Source organism: Kosakonia sp. MUSA4, assembly GCF_013085925.1.
In the GTDB taxonomy this organism is placed as follows: domain Bacteria; phylum Pseudomonadota; class Gammaproteobacteria; order Enterobacterales; family Enterobacteriaceae; genus Kosakonia; species Kosakonia sacchari_B.
Window position 1 is genome coordinate 2,754,019 of the sequence record NZ_CP025697.1, and the last position, 22,737, is coordinate 2,776,755.

Consider the following 22,737-nt stretch of genomic DNA (forward strand, 5'->3'; position numbering starts at 1 on the left):
CTCCAGTGTTAATAACGGATCTTCGGATCGATAACGGCATACAGCACATCAACGATCGCGTTAAAGATAATGGTTAGCGCCCCAACAAGGATAGTCAGGCTCAGTACCAGCGAATAGTCACGGTTCAGCGCGCCGTTCACAAACAGTTGGCCAATACCCGGCAGACCATAAATGGTCTCGATAACCATTGAACCGGTAATAATACCGACAAACGCAGGCCCCATATAAGAGAGTACCGGCAACAGCGCAGGTTTCAGCGCATGGCGGAAGATAATGCGGCGCATCGGCAACCCTTTCGCCCGCGCGGTACGAATAAAGTTTGAGTGTAATACCTCAATCATTGAACCGCGCGTAATACGGGCGATGCTGGCGATATAGGCCAGAGAGAGCGCAACCATCGGCAGGATCATGAATTTCAGTGCACCGCCATTCCAGCCACCGGCGGGCAGCCATTTCAATATAATGGCGAAAATCATCACTAATAATGGCGCGACAACAAAACTGGGGATCACTACCCCGGTCATTGCCAGCCCCATCACCGTGTAGTCCCATTTCGTGTTCTGGTTTAACGCAGCAACAACGCCTGCAGTAACGCCAAAGACAATCGCGAGAATAAAGGCTGCCGCCCCTAATTTCGCTGAAACCGGGAAGCTGGCCGCAACCAGATCGTTTACGGTGTAGTCTTTGTATTTAAATGACGGTCCGAAATCGAAATGCGCCAGCTGTTTCAGATAGCTGAAATACTGCGTCGTGATCGGATCGTTTAAATGGTATTTCGCTTCAATATTCGCCATCACTTCCGGCGCAAGCGCACGTTCACCGGTAAAAGGACTGCCCGGTGCAAGACGCATCATAAAGAACGAAATCGTGATAAGGATGAAAAGCGTTGGGATCGCTTCAAGACAGCGACGTAGGATAAATTTCAACATTGCCCGTACCTTCTGGCCTGTGCCTTTTACACATTCGCTTCCAGACCGCAATTTAGCCGTCCGTGCATGATGTGTATTCTGTTGCGTAAAAAATAAGACACTGTGGGGCAGGTCGCCCTGCCCCACTCATTGCCATTAATGCTTGATAATATACAAGTTTTTAACGTAGATATTATCCATCGGGTCTTTACCGGTGTAGCCGCCAACCCAGGTTTTCACCAGACGGGCGTTCACGTAGTAGTACACCGGAACGATCGCCGAGTCTTTATCCAACTGCTGTTCAGCTTTGGAGTAAAGCTCAGTACGCTGCGCTTCGTCAGTGACTTTCAGCGTGTCGGCAATCAGCTTGTCAAACGCCGGGCTCTTATAGTGCGCGGTGTTGTTAGAGCTGTCGGACAGCATGGTATTCAGGAAGGAGGTCGGCTCGTTGTAGTCCGCACACCAGCCCGCACGTGCCACATCGAAGGTGCCCTGATGACGCGTGTCGAGGAAAGTTTTCCACTCCTGGTTTTCCAGCGTTACGTTAGCGCCAAGGTTTTTCTTCCAGATGGAAGCCACGGCGATCGCCAGTTTTTTATGCAGGTCAGACGTGTTGTACAGCAGGCTGAAGGAGAGCGGTTTGTCCGCAGTATAACCGGCTTCGGCCAGCAGTTTTTTCGCTTCGGCGTTACGCTGTTCCTGGGTCATTTTGAACCAGGCAGGTTCAGTCAGTTTTGCACCATCGGTATACGGCGGCGTGTAGCTGTATGCCGGCAGATCGCCCTGATTTTTCACTTTATTAACGATGATGTCGCGATCCAGCGCCAGTTTCAGGGCGGTACGAACACGAACGTCAGTGAATGGCGCTTTTTGGTTGTTGATTTCGTAGTAATAAGTACACAGGTACGGATCGACGTGTACTTCTTTAGGAATCTCTTTTTTCAGCTTCTGGAACAGTTCAATCGGCATGTTGTTGTAAGTCATGTCGATTTCGCCGCTGCGATAGCGGTTAACGTCTGTTACTTCAGAAGAGATCGGCAGGTAGGTAACCTGGTTGATCACCGTTTTAGCGTTATCCCAATAGTTGGTGTTACGCTCAAGAACAATACGTTCGTTGACTACCCAGTCTTTCAGTTTGTAAGCACCGTTGGTGACGATGTTGGCTGGCTGAGTCCATTTTTCACCGAATTTCTCAATAGCGGCTTTAGGCACAGCAGAAACTGACGGGTGAACCAGCAGTTTGTAGAAATAAGGAACCGGCTCGCTAAGCGTCACTTCAAAGGTATTGTCATCAATAGCTTTTACGCCGAGATCGGTGACGGGTTTTTTACCGGCGATAACGTCGTCGATATTAGCGATGTGGCCGTATTGCAGGTAGCTCGCATACGGAGAAGCCGTTTTCGGATCCGCCAGACGCTGCCAGCTGTAGACGAAATCGTGTGCCGTTACCGGCGTTCCGTCGGACCATTTTGCGTTTTTGCGCAGATGGAAGGTCCAGACTTTAAAATCTTTGTTTTCCCACTTCTCTGCAACACCGGCGGTCGGGTGGCCTTCAACGTCAGAGATCAGCAGACCTTCGAACAGATCGCGGCTAACGTTGGATTCAGGAACCCCTTCAATTTTGTGCGGGTCGAGAGATTGCACTTCAGAACCGTTATTACGGACCAGCGTCTGATTATCCGCCAGTTGAACACCTGCCGGAACGTCAGCAGCCATTGCCGCGTTGCCGGTAATTAGCGCAGCCAGAACTCCTGCTGCTACCAGACTTTTCTTTGTGATGATGGACATTGTGTTGATACTCCACTCATTATAATTACTGACGTTGACGTCAGCGTGTTTCATCCCCTGTGGGGGCCTGAAGAGCGCAGGAGCTTTTTGGCGCTATCAGACATCTTTTTACTGCTGCTATCACCGACTTTTTTATTACGGATCGCTCAAACGGCAATCTTACGTCGATTCGGTAAACTGCCTCCCCTGTCGAGACAGCTCTGATTCTGGCGATGGTCGTTATATGAAAACGATTCTCATCTATATTGTTTATCTTGCAAATTATAAGGAGCTAAATATAAGGGCGGAAAATATCAAATGCCTCACACTGCCGCCAATACAATTTGCAAATTTGTTAACCATTTCTCTTTCGCGACACAGCACGAGCCATGAAGCGCTGCATGCACAGCCTCCCTGTAAGTTTTTTATCTCTTTAAATCAAGAAGATAAGGGAGCATTACCACCATGTAATGCTTTTTTGCAGAAGCCGTATTACTTTGCACAAATAATCAACAATTGACTACTTTTTAGCACATTCATCTGCGGGAAGTCTGAAAGTACTAATATCATTTCAATTATGTCACGGCAAGCCCAATAGTATGGTGTGAAAGAAATAACAGCGTCAATTGCGCGAAATACGCGCAGGATCGATTCACATTACTTATAATTCGCTGATTGGGAACAGATTTTCTGATGAGTGTAAATTATTATATTTCGTGCTGCTTTGCGCATTCTTCATATCTTTTACTAATTTTTGACTTTTCCGGGCGGGTTCGTAGCGGCTGAATTTACCTGTTATATAAAGGAAGAGATAACAGTCAGCTCAGCCGTACTTAATAAAGGTGAATCAGTTCAGCAGACCGGGGAACAAGGATCTTATGCCGCCGACAATAAACTCAATGCCCAGCGCCATCAGTAGTAACCCCATAATACGCGTGATAACGTTGATGCCGGTTTGACCCAGTAAACGCACTAACCATGGCGCGATGCGGAACAATCCCCAAGAACAGAAGGCAAATAGCGCAATTGCCACAGTAAAACCGATTAAATGCACCAGGTTGTGATAGCGCGTCCCCCACACAATCGTGGAGCTGATGGCACCAGGCCCCGCCATCAAAGGTAATGCCAGCGGCACCACGCCAATACTTTCGCGAATCGCGGTTTCTGACTTCTCTTGTTTATTCTGTTTATCCTCGCCAAGTTTGCCGCTGATCATCGACATGGCAATGGTGACAACCAGAATGCCGCCGGCAATGCGGAACGAATCAATCGAGATGCCGAATAACTGCAAAATACCATTACCGAGAAATAAAGAAGTCCAGAGGATAATTGCCACTGAGACGTTTGCTGTAAGGTTGGTTTTATTTCGCGCCCCAACCATCTGATAACTGGTCATGCTGATAAAAACCGGAATGATGCCGACCGGGTTCACCAACGCAAAAAGGCCAATAAAAAATTTAAAATAAAGAGGTAAATCTATCAATGTTTGCACCGCTGTAAGCTCCGTAATGTCACCCTATATCAACTATATCGGCGTGGCAGGAAAATCCATGCAGAAGATACGCGTTTTCATGCCGCTGTTCATTAAGATTTGCAGAAAAATCATGCAATACAGCGCGTTACTCAGTTGTTGTAATTGTGATAATCTTACGGCGCGCCTGGCCAAATGCCATTAACATTTGATACAAACGCCCAAAACTGGCCTGCTGAAAGGTGTCAGCTTCGCTGAAACTTGACATAGATCACGCATTACTTACTCAGAAGTGGGTAATCTTGAATCCACGAAAAGAGAGCAAAATCGTCAATAAATGCGACTTTTCTGTTAAGGCTCTTTCAGTAAACCAGTAGTATTGGGTTGGCGTTAAGTCCTTGTTTTTCTGAACCTTATGCAACCTGCAGCCGGCCTGTCTATAATTTCACCCTGGACAGCTGGTTTACTAAAAGAGTTTAACATTATCAGGAGAGCATTATGGCTGTTACTAATGTCGCTGAACTTAACGCGCTCGTTGAACGAGTGAAAAAAGCCCAGCGTGAATATGCCAACTTTACTCAAGAGCAAGTAGATAAAATCTTCCGTGCCGCCGCCCTGGCAGCCGCAGATGCCCGAATCCCTCTCGCTAAAATGGCCGTTGCCGAATCGGGTATGGGTATCGTTGAAGATAAAGTGATTAAAAACCACTTCGCTTCTGAGTATATCTACAACGCCTATAAAGATGAGAAAACCTGTGGTGTGCTGTCTGAAGATGATACCTTCGGCACCATCACCATCGCGGAACCTATCGGCATCATCTGTGGTATCGTTCCGACCACTAACCCAACCTCTACTGCTATCTTCAAATCGCTGATTAGCCTGAAGACCCGTAACGCAATTATCTTCTCTCCACATCCGCGCGCTAAAGATGCCACTAACAAAGCCGCAGACATCGTTCTGCAGGCTGCGATTGCCGCTGGCGCGCCGAAAGATTTGATCGGCTGGATTGACCAGCCGTCTGTTGAATTATCCAACGCACTGATGCACCACCCTGACATTAACCTGATTCTGGCCACCGGTGGCCCGGGTATGGTTAAAGCGGCGTACAGTTCCGGTAAACCAGCAATTGGCGTAGGCGCAGGTAACACCCCGGTTGTTATCGACGAAACGGCCGATATCAAGCGTGCCGTCGCATCCGTATTGATGTCCAAAACCTTCGATAACGGCGTGATCTGCGCATCTGAACAATCTGTCGTTGTTGTCGATTCCGTGTATGACGCCGTTCGTGAACGTTTCGCCAGCCACGGTGGCTACCTGTTGCAGGGTAAAGAACTGAAAGCCGTTCAGGACATTATCCTGAAAAATGGCGCGCTGAACGCCGCTATCGTTGGTCAGCCAGCCTATAAAATTGCTGAACTTGCCGGCTTCACCGTTCCGGCCACGACCAAGATCCTGATTGGTGAAGTGAAAGTGGTTGATGAAAGTGAACCCTTTGCACATGAAAAACTCTCCCCGACGCTGGCAATGTACCGTGCGAAAGATTTCGAAGACGCGGTAGAAAAAGCTGAGAAACTGGTCGCCATGGGCGGTATCGGTCATACCTCCTGCCTGTATACCGACCAGGATAACCAGCCGGAGCGTGTCGCCTTCTTCGGTCAGAAGATGAAAACCGCCCGTATCCTGATCAACACCCCGGCATCACAGGGTGGTATCGGTGACCTGTATAACTTTAAACTCGCGCCTTCCCTGACTCTGGGTTGTGGTTCCTGGGGTGGTAACTCCATCTCCGAAAACGTTGGTCCGAAACACCTGATCAACAAGAAAACCGTTGCTAAGCGAGCTGAAAACATGTTGTGGCATAAACTTCCGAAATCTATCTACTTCCGCCGTGGCTCACTGCCCATCGCGCTGGATGAAGTGATTACTGATGGTCACAAACGCGCGCTTATCGTGACCGACCGTTTCCTCTTCAACAATGGCTACGCAGACCAGATCACCTCTGTGCTGAAAGCGGCTGGCGTGGAAACTGAAGTGTTCTTCGAAGTTGAAGCTGACCCGACACTGACCATCGTGCGTAAAGGTGCGGAACTGGCGAACTCCTTCAAACCGGACATCATCATCGCGCTTGGCGGTGGTTCCCCGATGGATGCCGCGAAAATCATGTGGGTGATGTATGAACACCCGGAAACCCATTTCGAAGAGCTGGCGCTGCGCTTTATGGACATCCGTAAACGTATCTACAAGTTCCCGAAAATGGGCGTGAAAGCGAAAATGGTCGCTGTCACCACCACTTCCGGTACCGGTTCTGAAGTGACGCCGTTTGCCGTGGTGACCGATGATGCAACCGGTCAGAAATACCCGCTGGCGGATTATGCACTGACCCCGGATATGGCCATTGTCGACGCCAACCTCGTAATGGAAATGCCGAAATCGCTGTGTGCTTTCGGTGGCCTGGACGCGGTGACGCACGCACTGGAAGCTTATGTGTCTGTCCTGGCTTCCGAATTCTCCGATGGTCAGGCGCTGCAGGCGCTGAAACTGTTGAAAGAAAACCTGCCGGCGTCTTACAACGAAGGTTCTAAAAACCCGGTAGCCCGTGAACGCGTTCACAGTGCAGCGACCATCGCCGGTATCGCGTTTGCGAACGCCTTCCTCGGCGTGTGTCACTCCATGGCGCACAAACTGGGCTCACAGTTCCACATTCCGCACGGTCTGGCTAACGCCCTGCTGATCTGTAACGTTATCCGCTACAACGCGAATGACAACCCGACCAAGCAAACGGCTTTCAGCCAGTACGATCGTCCGCAGGCGCGTCGCCGCTATGCTGAGATCGCCGATCACCTGGGCCTGAGCGCGCCTGGCGACCGTACCGCAGCGAAAATTGAAAAACTGCTGGCATGGCTGGAAAGCATGAAAGCTGAACTGGGTATTCCGAAATCTATCCGTGAAGCTGGCGTGCAGGAAGCAGATTTCCTTGCGAACGTGGATAAACTGTCTGAAGACGCATTTGATGACCAGTGCACCGGCGCTAACCCGCGTTACCCGCTGATCTCCGAACTGAAACAAATCCTGCTGGATACGTTCTATGGTCGTGAGTACAAAGAAGGTGATACGGCATCAGTGAAAGTTGAAGTGGCAGTACCACCGGCTGTAAAAGCAGATAAAAAAGCGAAGAAAACCGCCTAATTATCTCAGCTAATAAAAAAACCCGCTTCGGCGGGTTTTTTTATATCTGACATTAAACTCAACAATCGGACGTTGTTCCGCGTACCCGTTGCTGTATCGCCGTTAACGAACCTTCTGCAAGGGCTTCCTTGTAGTGTTTACGGCACACGGAGACATAGCGCTCATTACCGCCTATCACCACCTGCTCCCCTTCATTGTAGGGACGCCCGGCCTGATCCAGGCGCAGTACCATGCTGGCTTTACGTCCGCAGAAACAGATGGTTTTCAGTTCGACCAGTTTATCTGACCATGCGAGTAAATATTGGCTTCCCACGAACAGCTCGCCACGAAAATCTGTACGTAGCCCATAGCACAGTACCGGAATATCCAGTTGATCAACAACTTCGGACAATGCATAGACCTGTTCACGCGTTAAAAATTGGCTCTCATCCACCAGCACGCAATGTACCGCTTCACGCGTATGTTCAGCTTTTATCTCTTCGAATAATGCCGTGTGTTGATTAAACAAACGCGCAGGTGAGGATAATCCAATACGTGAACTTACCTTCCCTGCTCCGAAGCGATCGTCAATTTCAGCCGTGTACACAACCGAACGCATACCGCGTTCCTGATAATTGTACGAAGACTGTAGTAACGCTGTAGATTTCCCTGCATTCATTGCTGAATAGTAGAAATAAAGCTGTGCCATTGCGTGCAAAACCCCAATCAAAGTGTGTTATTCCGGCAGCGATTGTACCATATTTTATCCGGCTAACCCTGAGCCAGAGCTGATCCTGAGTAAATCTGGCCCGGTTATGGACTCATAGATATAAGGCAACTTTATGTAGTGGTTTGTTACTGCCTAAGAAACAGCAATTAGAAACCGAACCGTATACATACTATTTTTAATCAGAACATTCTGAGCTTATGGTTCGGAAATTATTAATAATTTAGAAGAAAAACCCCATCTGATGTCGTAATACACAAGGCTGTTATTTATCCATTGAGCCTATAACCCTTTCTGGATTAATCGAAAGCAGCGGCGATCCTGACGGTGAAGTTTGTCATCGGTATAAGCGCTGTTTTGTGCGATTCTTCAAGCTAAATTTAAGTTAGCGATATTTAAAAATCATCGAAATAAATGGGTATTTTGAATTCCTTACATTCTCAGCTATTGCACTGGTCAAATTAACGCTCTATTATTAGCCCAACAAACCACCCCAATATAAGTTTGAGATTACTACAATGAGCGAAGCACTTAAAATTCTGAACAACATCCGTACTCTTCGTGCGCAGGCAAGAGAATGCACTCTGGAAACGCTCGAAGAAATGCTGGAAAAATTAGAAGTTGTGGTAAATGAACGTCGCGAGGAAGAAAGCGCCGCCGCAGCTGAAGTTGAAGAACGTACGCGTAAACTTCAACAATACCGCGACATGTTGATGGCTGACGGTATTGACCCGAATGAATTGCTGAATAGTCTTTCTGCTGCTAAATCTGGCACAAAAGCTAAACGCGCAGCACGTCCGGCTAAATATAGCTACGTTGATGAAAACGGCGAAACTAAAACGTGGACTGGCCAGGGTCGTACTCCTGCTGTTATCAAAAAAGCGATGGACGAACAAGGCAAACAGCTCGACGATTTCCTGATCAGCGAGTAATCACGCCTGCTTCAGAAAAAATCCCGCCACCGGCGGGATTTTTTTTGATGAACCACACAATATCTTCACAAATATAGTGTATTGCCATCCCCGCTCAATACTTATGCTTGCCTTTTGTTTAAATTCTCAGCATCACGTTATTCTTTTTGTGCGCTTTGTTCTTACGAGAAGAAGTTAACGGATGTTTCACCTGGAAACACAAAAATAAAAAGGCCGGAGATAATCAGCGCATTGCACTATTGTCTCCGGCCTTATTAGGGCAACAGGAAGAAGATTATGCTTTTCCGGCGCCTACGGTATCTTCCAGCCAGGTTTTAAATTCTGCACCCAGAGAATTGTGACGGAGACCGTATTCTACGAACGCCTGCATATATCCCAGCTTATTACCACAATCGTGGCTCTTGCCTTTCATATGATAAGCTTCAACCGTTTCTTTTTCGATTAACATATCAATCGCATCGGTAAGCTGAATCTCATCACCCGCTCCCGGAGGCGTTTTCGCCAGCAGCGGCCAAATTTGCTCGCTGAGTACATAACGGCCTACCACGGCCAGATTGGACGGTGCAACGTCGGCTTTCGGTTTTTCCACTACGCCAACCATCGGCACGCTGTCGCCTGGATTTAACGTGGCACCTTTGCAGTCAACAACACCATAGGCGGTCACATCGGCAACCGGCTCAACCATAATCTGGCTGGCGCCCGTTTCGTCAAAACGTTTAATCATTTCAGCCAGGTTGTCCTGGGAAAGATCGGATTCAAATTCATCCAGAATAACGTCCGGAAGAATTACCGCGACTGGCTCATTGCCAACTACCGGATGCGCGCACAGTACCGCGTGCCCCAATCCTTTCGCCAGCCCCTGACGAACCTGCATAATAGTGACATGCGGCGGGCAAATGGACTGAACTTCTTCCAGCAGCTGACGTTTAACACGTTTTTCCAGCATGGCTTCCAGTTCGAAACTGGTATCGAAATGGTTTTCAATAGAGTTTTTGGATGAATGTGTAACCAGAACGATTTCCGTAATACCTGCAGCGATACATTCATTAACGACATACTGAATTAATGGCTTATCCACCAGCGGCAACATTTCTTTAGGAATTGCCTTGGTCGCTGGTAACATCCTGGTTCCCAATCCCGCTACCGGGATTACTGCTTTAGTCACTTTCGAATTTATTGCAGCCATTGAAATCTCCTGGACTGTTCAAACTATGAACATGTTCATGAATTAACTCGCGCCTGAGTATATCAGCACCCACCCATCAACCAGGTCTGAAAAGGACGCGCTTACATCTAATTAGGACAAATACGCATATTCTGCGGCGATAGTACCACCCGTTTAATCCGACGGGTAAATGTATCTGCAATGGATGACGCGATCGCTCATTCCGCGCTCAACATTAAGCGCAACCTTCCTCCAGCGCCCCATACCTGACATTGCCAGGAGTCACAGCGCTGGCTCAACTGATTAAGATAAGTATTACCCAATGTGCCAAGCGGAACACCGTTGCTAATTTGAATATGGTGATCGCCGGTATTTAACGATGCATTAAGCCCGGCTGAAACTAATATCAGGTTTTTAAGATCGCTGTGGTAATAGCCCACCAGCAGCGGAAATTGCCCCGGCAAATTTGCCTGGCGCAAAAGCTGATTCACCTGTTTAAGTAACGCTCCCATTTCGGGCAAACGCTGACGCTGATGCGACAGTTGCTCCTGCAACAGGCCGTTAAATAACGCCCGCAATAATAGCGCAGCCAGTACGCCGTTATTCCCGGCACGGGTAACATCCAGGCAGTAAAAGGCGAGATCCTGCGAAGAAATAGGTGCAATATCCAGTACCAGACCTGGATTTTCCGCTGAAACTAATTGGCGATAATTTACCCGGCACCCGGAAAGCACCTGCTGTACCGGCGGCTGAAGTTCCTGCAACAGATTGGCCGCCGCCTGCGGATTTCCTACCAGCGCGTCCCAGTCCTGGAACAAGCGTTCCTCTTCTTCGACGCGCGAGTTAAACATGTTGGGATAAATACAGGCAAAGATAGTTTCTTTAAGGCGGTTGAGATCTTTCACCGGTTTTAGCACCACGTCCTGCACACCAAGACGCAGCGCTTTAGCGATGTCAGCCATATTTTCTGTTGCGGAGATCACCAGCACCGGGGTCTGATCGCCCTGATTACGTAACGACTCGATCAGCATCAGGCCATTCATGCGCGGCATCGCAAGATCGCAAATCATCAAATCAGGCTTACATGTTGTCATCAACTCCAGCGCGTCCACGCCATCACCAGCAAGCAGCGTTGTCGCACCTAATGACAGGAGCCATGAATCCAGCAGCGAGCGGAAAACGGGCTCGTCTTCAACGATCAGTATTTGTTTTCCGGTTAACGGCTGCGTCATCTTTTCTCCCCTGCCTGACGATAGACTAATAGTGGCATGCTTCGCCAGGAATCGCCTGTCAGAATTTGCTGAACTCTTGTAAAAATAGTCACACTGATGTCCGCACCAGAGGCATCAATTCATCGATTTTCTTTTCAACCGCCAACTGACCAGCAGCAATGGCAGCGTCCGCACGGTGAAAGTCTAGCGTCGATATTTGCGGGCAAACAGGCTGTAGCAAAATATCAGGGGGATCGCCCGCCATACGGTTGCGCTTAAGCCGGTTCTCCAGCACCTGAATTGAGGTACTCATGATCTCCATCGCGGTTGGCGCTACCGGACGTTTGGGCGTAATGCGGCCCAGCCGCGCGCGCAGACGTTCATGCCACGCTAATGTCGCTCCGACGGCGCTTTCTGTTTCGTTTTGCGTGAGATTTAATGACATGAGATCCTGTTGCATCAAATGCGCATCATGCTGTAAATCAACAGCAATCACGACATCCGCACCTAACGCACGGGTCAATGAAATGGGAACCGGGTTAACTACCGCGCCATCAACCAGCCAGTAGCCATTATGCGCAACTGGCGACATAAGGCCAGGCATACTACAGGAAGCGCGTACTGCATGATGCAGATTGCCGCTGGTGAACCAGAGTTCACGCCCGGTACTCAGGTTGGTCGCCACTGCGCCAAATCGCTTTTCGCACTGGCTGAATTCAGTAAACGGCAAAATCTGGCGATATTGATTGAACACGCGCTCCCCACGGAGCAAACCACCACGCTGCCATGAGACATCCATCAACCGCAGCACATCCCAGTAGCTAAAGGCGCGCACCCACGATTCCAGCGCCGACAGCCGCCCGCAGGAATACGCTGCACCTACCAGAGATCCAATGGAACACCCTGCCACAATATCGATCTCAATGCCGGCACGCTCTAGGGCATTAATTACACCAATATGCGACCAGCCCCGAGCCGCGCCTGAACCGAGCGCCAAACCTATTTTTACCGTTCTCATTACGCTTGTTCTACTTCCCCCGGCTTACTGTAGCCACAACGCTACGGCTCAGTTAACATATTGCTACCCTGGCGCAAACGCGCCGCTTTTATTATTCCTGGAATGCTATTTTGTCTCAATCTTGCCCATGCGGTAGCGCTCTCGATTATAGCCTATGTTGTCAGCCTTATCTGTCTGGTACACAGGTTGCGCCGGATCCGTCACGCCTGATGCGCTCGCGTTACACCGCTTTTGTTCTTCATCAGACCGAATACCTGATCAAAACCTGGCATCTCTCTTGCGAAGCGCATGCGTTCCGCCAGCAAATTGAAGCCGGTTTTGCCGATACACACTGGCTGGGTCTGACGGTATTTGAGCATGCTGCTGGCGCTAATGACAACGAAGGCTATGTCAGTTTTGTGGCGCGCTTTCAGGAAAAGGGGAAGAATGGCGCGATAATCGAACGTTCCCGGTTCTTGAAGGAGAACGGCCAGTGGTATTATATCGACGGTACGCGTCCTCAGTTTGGCCGTAACGATCCCTGCCCTTGCGGGTCAGGTAAAAAATTCAAAAAGTGCTGCGGGCAATAAGCCAGGCATCACCTCATAGCAAACATCATCAACAGGATTTACCCGGCAATGCATTCATTACAACGTAAAATTTTGCGCACCATTTGCCCCGACCAGAAAGGCCTTATCGCGCGGATCACTAACATTTGTTACAAGCACGAACTGAACATTGTGCAGAATAATGAGTTTGTTGATCACCGCACCGGACGCTTTTTTATGCGTACCGAGCTGGAAGGTATTTTTAACGACGCTACGCTGTTGGCCGATCTTGATAGCGCGCTGCCGGAAGGCTCCATTCGCGAACTGAACCCTGCCGGTCGCCGCCGCGTGGTCATTCTGGTGACAAAAGAGGCGCATTGCCTCGGCGATCTGCTGATGAAAGCCAACTATGGCGGGCTGGATGTCGAGATTGCCGCCGTTATTGGTAACCACGATACGCTGCGTTCCCTGGTAGAGCGCTTCGACATTCCTTTCGAACTGGTAAGCCATGAAGGGCTGACCCGCGAAGCGCACGACGCACTGGTGGTGCAGGCGATTGAAGCCCACCAGCCCGATTACGTGGTGCTGGCGAAATACATGCGTGTGTTGACGCCGGAGTTTGTTTCTCGCTTCCCGAATAAAATCATCAATATTCACCACTCGTTCCTGCCTGCCTTTATCGGTGCCCGTCCTTATCATCAGGCTTATGAGCGCGGTGTGAAGATCATCGGAGCAACTGCGCACTATGTGAATGACAATCTGGACGAAGGCCCAATCATTATGCAGGACGTCATTCATGTGGATCACACCTATACAGCAGAAGATATGATGCGCGCCGGTCGTGATGTCGAGAAAAATGTTCTGAGCCGTGCGCTGTATCAGGTGCTGGCGCAACGCGTATTTGTATACGGTAACCGGACGATTATTCTTTAATCATTAATAAAATGAATTGCCTGCGTTTGCGCCATTACGTGCAAAAAGCAGGCAACCGATTCAGTTTTGGTATTTCAGCGCTTTACAGCGACGCGTCATTTGATATGATGCGCCGCGCTTCCCGAGATGGAAGCGGGCCAGTACAAAACCAGCTTTACCCCGTGGTGGGGTTCCCGAGCGATCATAAGGGAGCTGACTGCAAATCTGCCGTCATCGACTTCAAGGTTCGACTCGAGCGCCAGCGAGAGAGCGTTGCCATTGGCAACGACCCGAAGGGTGAGGAGCAACGCTCCGAATAATCCTTCCCTCTTGCATCATCACAGCAGTGTAGTAACCCCGTGGTGGGGTTCCCGAGCGGCCAAAGGGAGCAGACTGTAAATCTGCCGTCATCGACTTCGAAGGTTCGAATCCTTCCCCCACCACCATCTACTGCACATGCGTCAACAATAAGTATTACCCCTGGTGGGGTTCCCGAGCGGCCAAAGGGAGCAGACTGTAAATCTGCCGTCATCGACTTCGAAGGTTCGAATCCTTCCCCCACCACCATCTTCAAAGACACTTTCCCGGCTTTTATCCAGTGCAATACCCGCATATTTTGCCGATCGGGGAAGGTCGAGAACCTTCGATTAAGGTTCGACTCGAGCAACGCGAGAGCGCGTTGCCGCAGGCAACGACCCGCAGGGTGAGGCGCTTTAGCGCCGAATAATCCTTCCCCCACCACCATCTTNAAAGACACTTTCCCGGCTTTTATCCAGTGCAATACCCGCATATTTTGCCGATGGTCAGATTGGCGGTAATCGCCGTTTAACCGGTGAACTCTTCACTATTGACGTATTGCATTGTGCATACTCGGAAATCGTGTCGAGCAGCGCATCCAGTTGCTCGATGGAGCGTACAACCAGCCGCATAACGAAACAATCTTCTCCGGTGACCTTGTCACTTTCTATACACTCGGGCAACGCCTGAATCAGTTTATCCACTTTCTGCAACATACCGGGCAACGGCCTGACACGTACCAGCGCCTGTAAGCGATAATCCAGCGCCGCGAGATTTACCCGCGCGCCATATCCCTCTATTACGCCCCGCTCCTCCAGCCGTTTAACCCGCTCCGCCGTGCTGGGTGAAGTAAGCCCTACGCGGGCGCTAAGCACTTTTAACGACTGACGCGCATCTTGCGCCAGAGAGGCAAGAATGGCGCGATCGATGTCATCAATAACGTAATCCATACTTTTCACCTAATTTATAAAGGAATTAATCATACCTTACCTTATATCCTCACTGTAAAGCTGGCCGCTGATTTTCGACAATAAGCGCATCAACTTCAGGAGGTAATCGATGAAAACTATTCCAGAGGGCGCCTGGCAAATGAGCCTGGCAATGCTTATTTCCGGATCGATTGGCGCATTTGTCCTGCTCAGCGGGATGGCGGTGATTGATGTGGTTTTCTGGCGCTGCCTGATAGGCGCACTTACCCTTTTTCTGTTTATCCGCTTCAGCAAACAACCGCTAAGCCGCATCCCTCGTACAATCTTGCTTCTGGCCATTGCCGGGGGAGTTGCGCTGGTGATCAACTGGTTGCTGCTGTTCGCCGCTTACAGCCGTATTTCGATGGGGCTGGCGACGGTGGTCTACAACACGCAACCCTTTATGCTGGTGCTGATGAGTATGCTGCTCGGCGAACGCGTCACGCTGACAAAATGGGGATGGTTGCTGCTGGCCTTTTCCGACGTCGTGCTGTTGCTGCTTAGCGAATTGCGCCATCCGAATGCGCAATGGCTTAGCGGGATGGCGATGGCGTTAGGCGCCGCGTTTTTCTATGCCCTGACGGCAATGATTGCCCGGCGTTTACGCCAGTTACCGCCGCAACATATTGCGCTGATTCAGGTGCTGACCGGCGTAGTGATGCTGCTGCCGCTGGCGCATATTTCAGCCCCTGCCCAGCCTTTTTCATGGGCCATGGTATTGACGCTGGGGATCCTGCATACCGGCGTGATGTATCAACTGCTTTATAGCGCCATACAAAAACTCCCCACGCCGTTAATTGGCTCCCTGTCATTTATCTATCCGCTGGTGGCGATTGTTATCGACAATTTGTTGTTTGGCCACTCGCTCAGTCTCGTGCAAATGGCGGGTGGCGTGCTCATTCTGCTAGCGGCTGCAGGGAATAATCTTGGCTGGGGTGAACGGCGAAATGCCCCGGCGACGCTCACCTCACGGTAATAAAAAACCCCGCAAAGCGGGGTTTTGTCATTAGCGCCGAGCGCGAACAATCTGGTATTTCCGCGTCAGATACTCCACCGGCGCGCTCCAGATATGCACCAGGCGGGAGAACGGGAACAGCACAAACAGCGTCATTCCCAGCACCAAATGCAGGCGGTAAATAAAGGCAACGCCGTCAAGATGTGCAGAGGCTCCGCCATGGAAAGTGACCACAGCCTGCGCCCAGCCGACCAGTTTCATCATTTCGCTGCCATCCATATGCTGAGCAGAGAACGGAATAGTTAATAAGCCTAGCGTACATTGCACCATCAGCAGCGTCATAATCAGAATATCCGCCGTGGTCGAGGTCGCGCGGATGCGCGGATTGAACAGGCGGCGTTTCAGCAGCAGCAAACCACCCACCAGGCACATCACGCCGCTGGCACCGCCGCCGATCATCGCCATCTTCTGTTTCACTTCGATCGGCAGGAATGATTCATACATCCAGTGCGGCGTCAGCATCCCGAGGAAATGGCCCGCGAAGATGCCCAGAATACCCAGGTGGAACAGGTTCGAGGCAAGGTTCATCCCTTTGCGATCCAGCATCTGGCTGGAGCCTGCGCGCCAGCTGTATTGCCCATAGTCATAACGCAACCAGCTACCAATCAGGAAAATCGCACCGGCCATATAGGGATAGATGTCAAAGAAGAACATATTAAGGAAGTGCATTAGCGCTCTCCTCCTGTTGTGATATTCAGATATTGCGGTGCGACAGCCCCCGCAAATCGGCGCTGATGAGCAGTAATGTCAGAGTCGCCGCAGCCCTGTTCAGCAAAGAATTTCACCTGCTCCTCTTCCCACACGGCATCCAGCGCCTGCGGCGTATCATCGCGCGCTTCAGCGGCAATTTTTTCCGCCACTTGCGCGTTATCCACTGCCGTTTTGCTCAGCGAAAGCAGTGCCTCAAACAGCGTGGCGTAATGGCTTTCACGCTGCTGCAAACGCGCCTGTAACAGCGCCAGGATCGGCGCGATATCCTGCAAACCGCCAATCGCCTCCGCCGTAGGAAGCTGCGCCAGATACTCCAGATAGAGCGGCAGATGATCCGGCAGTTCGCGGCTGTCGAGCAGCAAACCGTGGCGCTCATATTGCGCCAGCAGATCGACCATCGCCTGGCCACGATCGCGGGATTCGCCGTGGACATGTTCAAACAGCAGCAACGACGTGGCGCGACCGCGATCAAACAGCTCGCTGTAAGTGGACTGCGCATCCAGCAGATCCTGCGTCGTTAAATCACGTAAAAAGATCCCGACCTGCTGCGCATCGGCTTTCGCCAGGTTTTCGCCGGAGGCCAGCGCATCAAACAGCTCCTGCTGATGCTGCCACAGGGCAGCATCGGGGTACTCCAGTAAACGGGAAATAACCACCAGTTCAATCATGGGTGCGGCTCCGTTTTGACTGTGACATCCACCGCATCAATGCGGCGACTGTTGAACAGGTTGAATTTACTGTCTGAACCGTGGCAACCGTCGCCGAAGCTGAAGCCACAACCGCTTTTCTCCGGGAACGCTTCACGCGCCAGCTCACGATGGCTGGACGGCACAACAAAACGGTCTTCGTAGTTGGCGATCGCCAGATAACGATACATCTCCTGCGCCTGCTCTTTCGACAGCCCAACTTCTTCCAGCGCGCGGGTATCTTCAATACCTTCAACCGCTTCCGCACGTTTAAAGTGGCGCATCGCCAGCATGCGTTTCAGCGCCAGCAGCACCGGTTCGGTGTCTCCTGCCGTCAGCAGGTTCGCCAGGTACTGCACCGGAATGCGCAGGCTCTCCACGTTCGGCAAAATGCCATTGCTGCCCAGTTCCCCCGCGTCGGCTGCGGACTGGATCGGCGACAGAGGCGGCACGTACCACACCATCGGCAGCGTGCGATATTCCGGATGCAGCGGCAGCGCCAGTTTCCAGTCCATCGCCATTTTGTAGACCGGGGATTTCTGCGCCGCATCAATCACGCTTTGCGGCACGCCATCGGCCAGTGCCTGCGCGATCACCGCCGGATCGTGCGGATCGAGGAACACATCAAGCTGGCGCTGGTACAGGTCTTTTTCGCTTTCGGTGCTGGCGGCGTTTTCAATCGCATCCGCGTCATACAGCAGCACGCCAAGGTAACGAATACGGCCCACGCAGGTTTCCGAACAAACGGTCGGCATACCCGCTTCAATACGCGGATAGCAGAAAATGCACTTCTCGGATTTGCCGCTCTTCCAGTTGAAGTAGATTTTTTTGTACGGGCAACCGGTGACGCACATACGCCAGCCGCGACATTTATCCTGATCGATCAGCACAATGCCGTCTTCTTCGCGTTTGTAGATCGCGCCGCTCGGACAGGTTGCAACGCACGCCGGGTTCAGACAGTGTTCGCACAGACGCGGCAAATACATCATGAAGGTGTTTTCGAACTGGCCGTACATCGCTTTTTGCAGGTTGGCGAAGTTCTGGTCTTTGCTCAGCTTGTCGAACTCACCGCCCAGATCGTCTTCCCAGTTCGGACCGGCGGTGATTTTGTTCATCCGCTGGCCGGTGATCAACGAGCGCGGACGTGCAATCGGCTGATGTTTGCTTTCCGGCGCGTTATGCAGATGCTGATAGTCAAAATCGAACGGTTCGTAGTAATCATCAATCTCCGGCAAATGCGGGTTGGCGAAGATCTTACCGAGCAGCAGCGCACGGTTGCCCATACGCGGTTGCAGTTTGCCGTTGATTTTGCGGATCCAGCCGCCCTTCCATTTTTCCTGGTTTTCCCAGTCGGTCGGGAAGCCGGTGCCCGGCTTGGTTTCGACGTTGTTGAACCACGCGTATTCCACGCCTTCGCGGCTGGTCCAGACGTTTTTACAGGTCACAGAACAGGTATGACAGCCGATGCATTTATCGAGATTCAGCACCATGCCGACTTGTGAACGAATTTTCATTTTGCGCTCTCCTGTACCTGGTCATTGCCTTCGCCATCCAACCAGTTGATATTTTTCATCTTACGCACCACCACAAACTCATCGCGGTTGGAACCGACCGTCCCGTAATAGTTGAAACCATAAGCCAGCTGGGCATAGCCGCCGATCATATGCGTCGGTTTCGGGGTAATACGGGTAACCGAGTTATGGATACCGCCGCGCTGGCCGGTAATTTCTGACCCCGGCAGATTCACGATACGTTCCTGCGCGTGGTACATCATGGTCATACCGGATGGCACACGCTGGCTCACCACCGCACGCGCAGTCAGCGCACCGTTGCTGTTGAACACTTCGATCCAGTCGTTATCCGCAATACCCATCTCTTTGGCATCAACATCGCTGAGCCATACCACCGGGCCGCCGCGACCCAGCGTCAGCATCAGCAAGTTATCGCTGTAAGTGGAGTGAATGCCCCATTTCTGGTGCGGAGTCAGGAAGTTGAGCGCTTTTTCCTTATAACCGTTTGGTTTCACGCCCATCACCTCTTTCACCGAACGGGTGTCAATCGGTGGACGGTAAACCAGCAGGCTTTCGCCGAAATCGCGCATCCATTGATGATCCTGATACAACTGCTGGCGACCGGAGAGCGTGCGCCATGGGATCAGCTCATGTACGTTGGTATAACCCGCGTTGTAAGAGACATGTTCATCTTCGAGGCCGGACCAGGTCGGGCTGGAGATAATTTTGCGCGGCTGCGCCTGGATATCGCGGAAACGAATCTTCTCGTCTTCTTTATTCAGCGCCAGGTGCGTATGGTCGCGACCGGTAAATTCACTGAGCGCTGCCCACGCTTTCACCGCCACGTTGCCGTTGGTTTCCGGTGCCAGCGTCAGGATCATCTCTGCTGCATCAATCGCCGTGTTCAACATCGGCTGGCCTTTTGCCGGGCCATCCGCTTTGGTGTAGTTGAGCTTACGCAGCAGATCCATTTCGCTCTGGGTGTTCCAGGCGATACCTTTGCCGCCGTTGCCGATTTTCTCCATCAATGGGCCAATCGAGGTAAAGCGTTCGTAGGTTGCCGGATAATCACGTTCGACCGGAATGATGTGCGGCGCGGTTTTACCCGGGATCAGATCGCATTCACCTTTTTTCCAGTCCTGCACGCCCAGCGGCTGCGCCAGTTCAGCGGCAGAATCGTGCTGGATCGGCAGCGTCACCACGTCAGTCTCTTTACCCAGATGGCCGACGCACAGTGCGGAGAAGGATTTGGCGATGCCTTTGTAAATCTCCCAGTCGCTTTTGGATTCCCATGCCGGATCGACAGCGGCAGAAAGCGGATGAATAAACGGATGCATATCCGAAGTATTCATGTCGTCTTTTTCATACCAGGTGGCCGTTGGCAGCACGATATCGGAATAGAGGCAGGTGCTCGACAGGCGGAAATCCAGCGTCACCACCAGATCCAGTTTGCCGTCGAGGCCGTTATCACGCCATTCCACCTCTTCCGGCTTCACGCCGCCCTGCTTACCAAGATCTTTGCCCTGGATACCGTGTTCGGTGCCCAGCAAATACTTGAGCATAAACTCATGACCTTTACCGGAAGAACCGAGCAGGTTGGAGCGCCAGATAAAGAGGTTACGCGGATGGTTTTTACCGTTTTCCGGCTGTTCCGCCGCAAAGCGCAAAGAACCGTCTTTCAGGGATTTCACCGTGTAATCCACCGCGCTCATTCCGGCTTTTTCCGCTTCGGCAGCGATGCGCAGCGGGTTGGTGCCTAACTGCGGCGCAGACGGCAGCCAGCCCATACGTTCAGCACGCACGTTAAAGTCGATCAGATGGCCGGTATAGCGCGATTTATCCGCCAGCGGCGAAAGGAATTCCTGCGCCGTTACCGTCTCATAACGCCACTGGCTGGAGTGGTTGTAGAAGTAAGAGGTGCTGTTCATATGGCGCGCCGGACGCTGCCAGTCGAGGGCGAATGCCAGCGGTTGCCAGCCGGTTTGCGGACGCAGTTTTTCCTGGCCAACATAGTGCGCCCAGCCGCCGCCGCTCTGCCCCACGCAGCCACAGAAGATCAGCATGTTGATAATGCCGCGATAGTTCATATCGAGGTGATACCAGTGGTTCATCCCGGCACCGATAATCACCATCGAACGACCATGGGTTTTGTCGGCATTATCGGCGAACTCGCGGGCGATGCGGATAATCTGCGCCTGCGATACACCGGTGATTTTCTCTGCCCACGCCGGTGTATAAGCTTTAATTTCGTCGTAACGGGTTGCGCAGTTTTCATCATCCAGACCGCGATCCAGACCGTAGTTGGCGAGCGTCAGATCGTAGACGGTCGCCACCAGCGCAGTAGAACCGTCTGCCAGTTGAATGCGTTTTACCGGCAGTTTGTGCAGCAGGATATTTTCCAGTGAAACGCCGCTGACATGTTCGCTGCTTTCGCCGCCGAAATACGGGAAACCAACCTGTGCCACATCGTCGTGTTTACCGAGCAGGCTCAGATTCAACTCCACGTCAGCGCCATTACCGCCGTCGCGTTGTTCAAGGTTCCATTTCCCTTTCTCACCCCAGCGGAAACCGATAGAGCCGTTCGGCGCGACCAGGTTGCCATCGTTATTAAGAGCGATGGTTTTCCATTCCGGGTTATTTTGCTGGCCCAGCGCATCCACCAGATCGGCAGCGCGCAACATACGACCGGCGGCGTAATAACCGTCGCGTTCCTCCAGCATCACCAGCATCGGCATATCGGTATAGCGACGCACATAATCGGTGAAATACTGGCTCGGTTTGTCCAGATGGAATTCACGCAACATGACATGGCCCATTGCCATCGCCATCGCGGCATCGGTGCCCTGTTTCGGTGCCAACCACAAATCACATAACTTGGCGATTTCAGCGTAATCCGGCGTCACAGCAACCGTTTTGGTGCCTTTGTAACGAACTTCGGTAAAGAAGTGCGCATCCGGAGTACGGGTTTGCGGCACGTTAGAACCCCAGGCGATGATGTAGCTGGAGTTGTACCAGTCAGCAGATTCCGGCACGTCAGTCTGCTCGCCCCATGTTTGCGGCGAGGCTGGCGGTAAATCGCAGTACCAGTCATAGAAGCTCAGGCAGGTGCCGCCGAGCAATGAAAGGTAACGCGCGCCGGAAGCATAAGAGACCATCGACATCGCCGGGATCGGCGAAAAGCCTGCCACGCGGTCCGGGCCGTAGGTTTTGACGGTATAAACGTTGGATGCCGCAATCAGCTCGTTCACTTCCTGCCAGGAAGAACGCACAAAACCGCCGCGACCGCGCGCCTGTTTAAAGCTTTTCGCTTTATCGGCATCTTCAATGATGGAAGCCCAGGCATTCACCGGATCGGTATGTTGCGCTTTCGCTTCGCGCCACAATTTAATCAGGCGTTTACGCATCAGCGGATATTTCAGGCGGTTAGCGCTGTAGAGATACCAGGAGTAACTCGCGCCGCGCGGGCAGCCACGCGGTTCATGGTTAGGCATATCCGGGCGGGTGCGCGGGTAATCTGTCTGTTGGGTTTCCCAGGTGACCAGCCCGTTTTTAACAAAGATCTGCCAGCTACAGGAACCAGTACAGTTCACGCCGTGGGTAGAGCGAACGATTTTGTCGTGCTGCCAGCGGCTACGGTATCCATCCTCCCAGTCCCGGTTGGTGTTTAAGAGCTGGCCGTGCCCGTCGGCAAAGGTTTCGCCTTTCTGTTTGAAGTAGCGAAACCGGTCCAGGAATTTACTCATCGG

17 protein-coding genes, 2 tRNA genes and 2 other RNA genes are annotated in these 22,737 nt (G+C 51.6%); 9 read left to right on the forward strand and 12 right to left on the reverse strand.

The window, feature by feature from the left end; translation table 11 throughout:
• Positions 1-8 precede the first annotated feature (8 nt).
• The 3 genes from oppB to C0557_RS13070 form a co-directional block, all read right to left on the reverse strand.
• A complete protein-coding gene (oppB, locus tag C0557_RS13060) occupies positions 9-929 on the reverse strand; it encodes an oligopeptide ABC transporter permease OppB (RefSeq protein ID WP_007371898.1) in 921 nt (306 codons plus the stop codon).
• Between the two features lie 135 nt (positions 930-1,064).
• Positions 1,065-2,696, reverse strand: a complete 1,632-nt coding sequence (gene oppA, locus C0557_RS13065) for an oligopeptide ABC transporter substrate-binding protein OppA (RefSeq protein WP_208658741.1) — start codon at positions 2,694-2,696, stop codon at positions 1,065-1,067.
• A gap of 826 nt (positions 2,697-3,522) precedes the next feature.
• Positions 3,523-4,167, reverse strand: coding sequence for a YchE family NAAT transporter (locus C0557_RS13070; RefSeq protein ID WP_007371895.1), 645 nt, complete (start codon positions 4,165-4,167; stop codon positions 3,523-3,525).
• Positions 4,168-4,644: 477 nt separating this feature from the next.
• Here C0557_RS13070 and adhE point away from each other — a divergent pair, with 477 nt between their 5' ends.
• The gene (adhE, locus tag C0557_RS13075; protein WP_074780541.1) at positions 4,645-7,332 is read left to right on the forward strand and encodes a bifunctional acetaldehyde-CoA/alcohol dehydrogenase; all 2,688 of its coding nucleotides are present in this window, start codon (positions 4,645-4,647) and stop codon (positions 7,330-7,332) included.
• Positions 7,333-7,390: 58 nt separating this feature from the next.
• Here the strand turns inward: adhE and tdk are convergent, their stop codons facing one another.
• On the reverse strand, positions 7,391-8,020 hold the full coding sequence (gene tdk, locus C0557_RS13080; protein WP_074780538.1) for a thymidine kinase: 630 nt from the start codon (positions 8,018-8,020) through the stop codon (positions 7,391-7,393).
• Positions 8,021-8,556: 536 nt separating this feature from the next.
• On the opposite strand from tdk, the gene hns reads away from it, so the two are divergent.
• A complete protein-coding gene (hns, locus tag C0557_RS13085; RefSeq protein ID WP_074780535.1) occupies positions 8,557-8,970 on the forward strand; it encodes a histone-like nucleoid-structuring protein H-NS in 414 nt (137 codons plus the stop codon).
• Positions 8,971-9,244: 274 nt separating this feature from the next.
• Here hns and galU read toward each other — a convergent pair whose 3' ends face one another.
• The 3 genes from galU to rssA form a co-directional block, all read right to left on the reverse strand.
• Positions 9,245-10,156: a UTP--glucose-1-phosphate uridylyltransferase GalU gene (gene galU, locus C0557_RS13090; RefSeq protein WP_035885501.1), complete on the reverse strand. Its 912-nt coding sequence runs from the start codon at positions 10,154-10,156 to the stop codon at positions 9,245-9,247.
• A gap of 197 nt (positions 10,157-10,353) precedes the next feature.
• Positions 10,354-11,367, reverse strand: a complete 1,014-nt coding sequence (gene rssB / locus C0557_RS13095) for a two-component system response regulator RssB (protein ID WP_208658742.1) — start codon at positions 11,365-11,367, stop codon at positions 10,354-10,356.
• A gap of 88 nt (positions 11,368-11,455) precedes the next feature.
• Positions 11,456-12,364, reverse strand: a complete 909-nt coding sequence (gene rssA, locus C0557_RS13100) for a patatin-like phospholipase RssA (protein WP_208658743.1) — start codon at positions 12,362-12,364, stop codon at positions 11,456-11,458.
• A 110-nt stretch (positions 12,365-12,474) separates the two neighbouring features.
• Here rssA and C0557_RS13105 point away from each other — a divergent pair, with 110 nt between their 5' ends.
• The 6 genes from C0557_RS13105 to C0557_RS13130 all read left to right on the forward strand — a co-directional run bounded on the left by C0557_RS13105 (position 12,475) and on the right by C0557_RS13130 (position 14,547).
• A complete protein-coding gene (locus C0557_RS13105) occupies positions 12,475-12,933 on the forward strand; it encodes a YchJ family protein (protein WP_208658744.1) in 459 nt (152 codons plus the stop codon).
• 48 nt (positions 12,934-12,981) lie between these two features.
• Positions 12,982-13,824, forward strand: coding sequence for a formyltetrahydrofolate deformylase (gene purU, locus C0557_RS13110; protein ID WP_208658745.1), 843 nt, complete (start codon positions 12,982-12,984; stop codon positions 13,822-13,824).
• A 174-nt stretch (positions 13,825-13,998) separates the two neighbouring features.
• Positions 13,999-14,138: non-coding RNA, RtT sRNA (locus C0557_RS13115), on the forward strand.
• Between the two features lie 26 nt (positions 14,139-14,164).
• A tRNA-Tyr gene (locus tag C0557_RS13120) sits at positions 14,165-14,249 on the forward strand.
• 36 nt (positions 14,250-14,285) lie between these two features.
• Positions 14,286-14,370 (forward strand) — tRNA-Tyr (locus tag C0557_RS13125).
• 45 nt (positions 14,371-14,415) lie between these two features.
• Positions 14,416-14,547: non-coding RNA, RtT sRNA (locus C0557_RS13130), on the forward strand.
• A 59-nt stretch (positions 14,548-14,606) separates the two neighbouring features.
• Here C0557_RS13130 and C0557_RS13135 read toward each other — a convergent pair.
• On the reverse strand, positions 14,607-15,050 hold the full coding sequence (locus C0557_RS13135) for an Lrp/AsnC family transcriptional regulator (RefSeq protein ID WP_208658746.1): 444 nt from the start codon (positions 15,048-15,050) through the stop codon (positions 14,607-14,609).
• A gap of 109 nt (positions 15,051-15,159) precedes the next feature.
• Here C0557_RS13135 and C0557_RS13140 point away from each other — a divergent pair, with 109 nt between their 5' ends.
• Positions 15,160-16,044: a DMT family transporter gene (locus tag C0557_RS13140; RefSeq protein ID WP_208658747.1), complete on the forward strand. Its 885-nt coding sequence runs from the start codon at positions 15,160-15,162 to the stop codon at positions 16,042-16,044.
• Between the two features lie 30 nt (positions 16,045-16,074).
• Here C0557_RS13140 and narI read toward each other — a convergent pair whose 3' ends face one another.
• From narI to C0557_RS13160, 4 genes are read right to left on the reverse strand one after another with little or no spacing between them, the layout of a single operon-like run.
• Positions 16,075-16,752, reverse strand: coding sequence for a respiratory nitrate reductase subunit gamma (gene narI / locus C0557_RS13145; RefSeq protein ID WP_208658748.1), 678 nt, complete (start codon positions 16,750-16,752; stop codon positions 16,075-16,077).
• The gene (gene narJ / locus C0557_RS13150) at positions 16,752-17,462 is read right to left on the reverse strand and encodes a nitrate reductase molybdenum cofactor assembly chaperone (RefSeq protein WP_208658749.1); all 711 of its coding nucleotides are present in this window, start codon (positions 17,460-17,462) and stop codon (positions 16,752-16,754) included. The genes narI and narJ overlap by 1 nt, the downstream gene beginning before the upstream one ends.
• A complete protein-coding gene (gene narH / locus C0557_RS13155) occupies positions 17,459-18,994 on the reverse strand; it encodes a nitrate reductase subunit beta (protein ID WP_208658750.1) in 1,536 nt (511 codons plus the stop codon). The genes narJ and narH overlap by 4 nt, the downstream gene beginning before the upstream one ends.
• Complete coding sequence (locus C0557_RS13160; RefSeq protein ID WP_208658751.1) at positions 18,991-22,734, reverse strand: nitrate reductase subunit alpha; 3,744 nt, start codon at positions 22,732-22,734, stop codon at positions 18,991-18,993. Before C0557_RS13160 ends, narH begins: the two co-directional genes overlap by 4 nt.
• Between the last annotated feature and the right edge of the window lie 3 nt (positions 22,735-22,737).

Coding starts and splice junctions, on each gene's coding strand:
- narJ (WP_208658749.1), bottom strand. CDS start 17,462: ATGATTGAACTGGTGGTTATTTCCCGTTTACTGGAGTACCCCGATGCT.
- narH (WP_208658750.1), bottom strand. CDS start 18,994: ATGAAAATTCGTTCACAAGTCGGCATGGTGCTGAATCTCGATAAATGC.
- C0557_RS13160 (WP_208658751.1), bottom strand. CDS start 22,734: ATGAGTAAATTCCTGGACCGGTTTCGCTACTTCAAACAGAAAGGCGAA.
- oppB (WP_007371898.1), bottom strand. CDS start 929: ATGTTGAAATTTATCCTACGTCGCTGTCTTGAAGCGATCCCAACGCTT.
- rssA (WP_208658743.1), bottom strand. CDS start 12,364: ATGAGAACGGTAAAAATAGGTTTGGCGCTCGGTTCAGGCGCGGCTCGG.
- C0557_RS13140 (WP_208658747.1), top strand. CDS start 15,160: ATGAAAACTATTCCAGAGGGCGCCTGGCAAATGAGCCTGGCAATGCTT.
- rssB (WP_208658742.1), bottom strand. CDS start 11,367: ATGACGCAGCCGTTAACCGGAAAACAAATACTGATCGTTGAAGACGAG.
- galU (WP_035885501.1), bottom strand. CDS start 10,156: ATGGCTGCAATAAATTCGAAAGTGACTAAAGCAGTAATCCCGGTAGCG.
- narI (WP_208658748.1), bottom strand. CDS start 16,752: ATGCACTTCCTTAATATGTTCTTCTTTGACATCTATCCCTATATGGCC.
- oppA (WP_208658741.1), bottom strand. CDS start 2,696: ATGTCCATCATCACAAAGAAAAGTCTGGTAGCAGCAGGAGTTCTGGCT.
- C0557_RS13135 (WP_208658746.1), bottom strand. CDS start 15,050: ATGGATTACGTTATTGATGACATCGATCGCGCCATTCTTGCCTCTCTG.
- purU (WP_208658745.1), top strand. CDS start 12,982: ATGCATTCATTACAACGTAAAATTTTGCGCACCATTTGCCCCGACCAG.
- adhE (WP_074780541.1), top strand. CDS start 4,645: ATGGCTGTTACTAATGTCGCTGAACTTAACGCGCTCGTTGAACGAGTG.
- hns (WP_074780535.1), top strand. CDS start 8,557: ATGAGCGAAGCACTTAAAATTCTGAACAACATCCGTACTCTTCGTGCG.
- tdk (WP_074780538.1), bottom strand. CDS start 8,020: ATGGCACAGCTTTATTTCTACTATTCAGCAATGAATGCAGGGAAATCT.